This window comes from Streptomyces sp. GC420 (genome assembly GCF_009916105.1).
Taxonomy (GTDB): Bacteria; Actinomycetota; Actinomycetes; order Streptomycetales; family Streptomycetaceae; genus Streptomyces.
In genome coordinates, this window is record NZ_JAAAXQ010000460.1 from 1 (window position 1) to 5,505 (window position 5,505).

Sequence of the window (5,505 nt, forward strand, 5' to 3'; positions counted from 1 at the left end):
GTGATGTGGGGGGTGGGGCCGAGCGGGTGCTACGCGCGTATACGGCACGGCCCTTGACGACTGCGCTGTCGGGGGCCGCGAGTGCGGGACCGTTCTTACCTGGCACTTATGTTAGGAGTTGCATCTTCAACGTCCCAATGAGGGAACCCCCTTGAGGGACCCGATAGGGAAAACCCTTACTGGTACGGCAGTTGATGCCGGGAGTGTTCTCAGCCCGCCCGGCGGCCCGCGGCCAGCCGGACGATGTCGACGCGCGAGCGGATGCCCAGCTTGCGGTAGACCCGGGTGAGGGTGGCCTCCACGGTCTTCACACTGATGAAGAGGCTGGCCGCGATCTCGCGGTTGGTGGCGCCCTCCAGCACGAGGGCTGCCACCTGGCGTTCCATCGAGGCCAGCGCCACCAGCTCCGGGGGGGTGGCCGCCTCCGGGGCCGGTGCGGCCCCCACCTTCTGCAGCCACGGCAGGGCCTTGGAGCGGCGGAACAACCGGGCCGCCTCGTCCAGCGCGGTGCGCGCGGCGGCCGCGTCCCGGCGCTCCGACTCCACCTGGGCGAGGGAGAACACGGCACGCGCCTCCTCCAGCCGGTAGCCGAACCCGGCCAGCCGCTCGCGGGCCGCCGCCAGCCGTGTTGCGGCGCCGCACAGATCGCCGCGCGCGGCCACCACCAGCGCCTCCGCCCGGTCCAGCACGGCGAGCACGCTCTCCCGACCGAGCCGCCGTGCGCTGGCGCGCGTGCAGTCGATGAGCTCCTGGGCCTCGCCGGGCTCCCCGATCCGTACCAGTGCCTCCGCGAGATCGCCGTGCCAGCGGCCGCGCGCCGGATCAGTCACTCCGAGGTCCCGCTCCAGCTCGCGCACCCGGCGCAGCGCGCGGACCGCCGACTGCGCGTCGCCGCCGACGAGATGGGCGTGCCCCTCCGCGCACAGCGCGCGCGACAGATACACCAGGTCGCCGTCCTCCTCGGCGCGCCGGACGGCCTCCCTCGCCAGGGTCAGCGCACGGCCGACGCTGCCGCCCGCGGCCTCCGCCAGCGAGGCACACATGAAGGACGCGCCCTCGCCGATCCCGGTGTCCTCGGCGAGCCGCAGGCTCTCGTGCGCCAGGTCCAGGGCCGGGCCGCAGTGACCGGCCCGCAGTTCCGTCTCGGCGAGGCCGCGCAGGAAGTGCGCCTCGCTCTCGACCATGCCGCGCTGCCGTGCCTCACCCAGCAGGGCGGTGATCGCCGTACGCGCCTCGTCGAGCCGGTCGCTCATCACCAGCCAGCGGAACCGCGCGTAGGCGGGGCCGTTGTGGTCGCAGGCCACCCTCGGGTCCTGTGGTTCCGACAGGGCCTGTTCGACGGTTGCCGCCGCGTCCGGGTGCCCCATCAGCGTCTCGTTGAGCGCCTTGAAGGTCAGGGCCAGCAGTTCGGTACGCCGGTCGCCCGCCTTCGCGGCCAGTTCGGCGGCCTGCGCGGCCTCCTCCCGGCCCTTGGCCATCTCGCCCTCGACGAGCAGGGCACGCCAGGCCAGCTGGTAGCGCACCTGGGCCAGCAGCCGCGGGTCGTCGCCCGCGTCGGCGAGGGCCCTGGGGAAGATGTCGTCCACCTCCGCCATCGCCTGACCGGCCGAGTCGATGACGACCATCCAGGCACGCACCCGGTGGGCCGGGTCCGTCGCGCTGCCGAGCACCTCCCGGGCCGTGGACCTGGCGAGTTCCGTCTCGCCCGCCGTCAGGGCGTCCTCCGCGGCCTGCAGCCGCCGCTCGTCGGCCCCGGGCCGCGCGCCCCGCGGTGTGTGCCGGGCCGCGAGGAGGCCGAGCTGGGTCGCGACGGAGGGTGCGCCCCGGTCCCGGGCCTCGGCCGCCGCCTCGGCCAGCCGCTCGGCGACCGTCGCGTCCTCGCCCGGGGTGGCGAGCGCCAGGTGGCGGGCCCGTTCGATGGTGTCGGAGGCGGCAGCGGACAGCGCGGCGTGCGCGGTTCTGCGCTCCTCCGGAGTCGCCTCGGCGTACAGCGCCGCGGATATGAGCGGGTGCGCGAACCGGATCGCCCCGCCGTCACCGTCCGTCTCCACCAGTCCGAGCAGGGCGGCCTGCCGGGTCTCGGCCTCCGCGTCGGCCCGGCCGGCGCTGTGCAGCATCGCGTGCGTCGGCCTGGCGCCGGCGCTCGCGATGAGCAGAGTCCTGCGGGCCTCCGCGGACAGCATGCCGAGCCGGTTCAGCACGAGGGTGCGCAGCGAGGTCGGCACCGGCAGCGGCTCACCGGGGCGCGGCGGGGTGCTGCGCTCGGTCAGTGCCCGGCCCAACTCCAGGGCGAACAGCGGGTTTCCGCCGCTGGTGCGGTGAATGTCGCGGACGACGGCACGCGGCAGGCCCGTGTATCCGCGGTCGGCGAGGAGTTCGTGGACCTGCGGCCGGGTCAGCGGTCTCACCCGCAGCGTCAGGGTGTCCTGGGGGAAGGCACGCAGATGACGCTCCTGCTGGTCTCTCGGGTCGCTGTCCGTGCGCAGCGCGCCGAGTATCCGCACGGGCAGCCCGCCGACGCGGCGCGCCGCGAAGGCCAGCAGCTCCGCGCTCGCCGGATCCATCCACTGCAGGTCGTCGGCGACGACGAGCACCGGCCCCCGGGCGGCCAGCGCGCGCAGCACGGACAGCACCGCGAGCCGCAGCGCCAGCGCGTCCTGGCCGAGCGAGGACTCCGCCCGGCCGGTCAGCGCCGACTCCAGCGCGGCCCGCTGCGGCGCGGGCAGCCGGTCGGCCACCTCGTCCGCGACCAGGCCGAGCAGGTCGACCAGGGCCAGGAAGGGCAGGTGCGACTCCGTCTCGGTGGCCGAGCAGCGCAGCACGGTCACGGGTCTCTCGGGGAGATCACCGGCCGTGGCTCCAGCCGTGGCCCCGGCCGTGGAACTGCCCGCGGTGCCGTCCGCACCGTCCGCCGTCCGCATCGCCTGCTCGGCCTCTTCGGCCAGGACGCGCAGAACCGTGGACTTGCCGATGCCCGCCGGACCGTACAGCAGGAGGCTGCCCCCGCGTGACAGGTGCCCCTGGGCCTGTGCGAGCACGTCACCTCGGCCGACGACCCTGCCGGAACGGGGTCTGCCCGGCCCCTCGAAGACCCGTTCCACGGCCGCGGCCCCCCTCCTGTGTCATGTACCGGTGATTTTATGCAGGGATCCTCGGGAAACCCGCCATGACCGTCACCGCAATTGTTGGTTTATCCGCCGGGCAGGTGTCACCCCCGTTCGGGGGTGGTGAGACATGGGTCACCGGCACGACGATGCCGGATCAGTGGTCCGCAATGAGGAGGACACATGCCGGCCCCCACCCCCCGCACCGAAGGGTCCCCGGACACCGGAGGACACCTGGCTCCGCAAGAGGCCCCGCAAGGGTCCGTACGCCCCGGAAGTTCCGCCCTTTCCTACGCCCACGGCACCGCACCCACCCCGTTGCTCGGCGACACGATCGGCCGGAACCTGGACCGGGCGATCGCCGCGCATCCCGGCCGGGAGGCGCTGGTCGACGTGCCGTCCGGGCGGCGGTGGACCTACGAGCAGTTCGGGCGGGCCGTGGACGAACTGGCCCGGGGACTCGTCGCGAACGGGGTCTCCAAAGGCGACCGGGTGGGGATCTGGGCGATCAACTGCCCGGAGTGGGTGCTGGTCCAGTACGCCACCGCCCGGATCGGCGCGATCATGGTGAACATCAACCCGGCGTACCGCTCGCACGAGCTGGAGTACGTGCTGAAACAGGCCGGCATCTCCGTGCTGATCGCCTCACTGGCCCACCGCAGCAGCGACTACCGGCGGATGGTCGAGGAGGTGCGGCCCAACTGCCCGCGGCTGCGCGAGACGTTCTACATCGGCGACCCGAGCTGGGAGGCGCTGATCGTCTCCGGAGTCGGAGTGACGGCCGATCAGCTGGCCGCCCGTGAGGCCGAGTTGTCCTGCGACGACCCGGTCAACATCCAGTACACCTCCGGTACAACCGGCTTCCCCAAGGGCGCCACCCTCTCCCACCACAGCATCCTCAACAACGGCTACTGGGTCGGCGAGCTCGTCGGCTACACCGAACAGGACCGGGTCTGCCTGCCAGTCCCCTTCTACCACTGCTTCGGCATGGTGATGGGCAACCTCGCGGCGACCTCGCACGGCGCCTGCGTCGTCATTCCCGCGCCCTCCTTCGACCCGGCCGACACCCTGAGGGCGGTCGAGCGGGAGCGCTGCACCTCGCTGTACGGCGTCCCGACGATGTTCATCGCGGAGCTGAACCTGCCCGGCTTCGCGACGTACGACCTCACGTCGCTGCGTACCGGCATCATGGCGGGCTCGCCCTGCCCGGTGGAGGTGATGAAGCGGGTGGTCTCGGAGATGCACATGGCGGAGGTGTCCATCTGCTACGGCATGACCGAGACCTCGCCGGTCTCTACCCAGACCCGGCGCGACGACGACCTGGAGCACCGCACCGGCACCGTGGGCCGGGTCCTGCCGCACATCGAGGTCAAGGTCGTCGACCCGGCCACCGGGGTGACGGTGCCGCGCGGCACGGCGGGCGAACTGTGCACCCGCGGCTACAGCGTGATGCTCGGCTACTGGGAGGAACCCGAGAAGACCGCCGAGGCCGTGGACCCCGGCCGCTGGATGCACACCGGCGACCTCGCGGTGCTGCGCGATGACGGCTACGTGCAGATCGTCGGCCGTATCAAGGACATGATCATCCGGGGCGGGGAGAACATCTATCCCCGCGAGATCGAGGAGTTCCTGCACGGCCACCCCAAGATCGCGGACGTCCAGGTGGTCGGCGTGCCCGACGACACCTACGGCGAGGAGATCCTGGCCTGCGTCGTGCCGCGCGACGCGGACGACCCGCCGTCGCTCGACGACATCGCGGCGTACTGCAAGGACCGCCTCGCGCACTACAAGATCCCGCGCAGGATGGAGGTCCTGGACGCATTCCCGATGACGGTCAGCGGGAAGGTGCGCAAGGTGGAGCTCAGGGAACGCTACGCGGCGGGCTGACCGGAGCCGCCCGCGGTCCTCCCCGACGCCGCCCGATCCGGAGCCCGGCCCGTCGGCCGCCCCGGCCTCTGGACCGGTGGCCGCCCCGGGGCCCCGGTCCGCCGCACCCGCGCGGCAGCGGCGTTCAGCGAGCGCAGCGCCAGCAGGAGTACGCCGATGTCGTCCAGCAGCATCGGATCGGGGAGCAGGTCCACCGGGGAGACGAGATACACCACCGCGCCCCAGAACAGCGCCCTCTTCTCCAGCGGCAGGCCCGCGGCGCGCAGTGTCCGGCGCGCCCGGACCATCCTGACCACCAGTGTCACCGCCAGGGCGAGCATCGCGGCGACCAGCACCCCCGCCACGGCGGCCACCACCCACAGGTCCGTACTCATGCCGTGCCTCCCGAGCGCCGTCTGCCGTCTGCCGTTGGTCGTCCGCGCCGTCTGCCGGTGGTCGTCGCCGTCCGGCGCCGGTCGACCGTCGTTCGTTCCCCCTTGTCTACCCGCTTCCGGGCGGCTCGCTCCGTATGGAG

The 5,505-nt window shown here is 72.9% G+C and carries 3 protein-coding genes; 1 reads left to right on the plus strand and 2 read right to left on the minus strand.

Annotated elements, in window-relative coordinates; genetic code table 11:
* Positions 1-209: 209 nt before the first annotated feature.
* On the minus strand, positions 210-3,101 hold the full coding sequence (locus tag GUY61_RS33930; RefSeq protein ID WP_166634159.1) for a LuxR family transcriptional regulator: 2,892 nt from the start codon (positions 3,099-3,101) through the stop codon (positions 210-212).
* A 186-nt stretch (positions 3,102-3,287) separates the two neighbouring features.
* Between GUY61_RS33930 and GUY61_RS33935 the strand changes: the two genes are divergently transcribed.
* On the plus strand, positions 3,288-4,991 hold the full coding sequence (locus GUY61_RS33935) for an AMP-binding protein (RefSeq protein WP_166634160.1): 1,704 nt from the start codon (positions 3,288-3,290) through the stop codon (positions 4,989-4,991).
* Here the strand turns inward: GUY61_RS33935 and GUY61_RS33940 are convergent.
* Positions 4,976-5,365: a YkvA family protein gene (locus tag GUY61_RS33940; protein WP_166634161.1), complete on the minus strand. Its 390-nt coding sequence runs from the start codon at positions 5,363-5,365 to the stop codon at positions 4,976-4,978. The two genes, GUY61_RS33935 and GUY61_RS33940, sit on opposite strands and share 16 nt — an antisense overlap.
* Positions 5,366-5,505: the final 140 nt, after the last annotated feature.

Bases quoted from the DNA above. Each gene is read 5' to 3' on its own strand.
- GUY61_RS33935 (WP_166634160.1), top strand. From the start codon at position 3,288: ATGCCGGCCCCCACCCCCCGCACCGAAGGGTCCCCGGACACCGGAGGA.
- GUY61_RS33940 (WP_166634161.1), bottom strand. From the start codon at position 5,365: ATGAGTACGGACCTGTGGGTGGTGGCCGCCGTGGCGGGGGTGCTGGTC.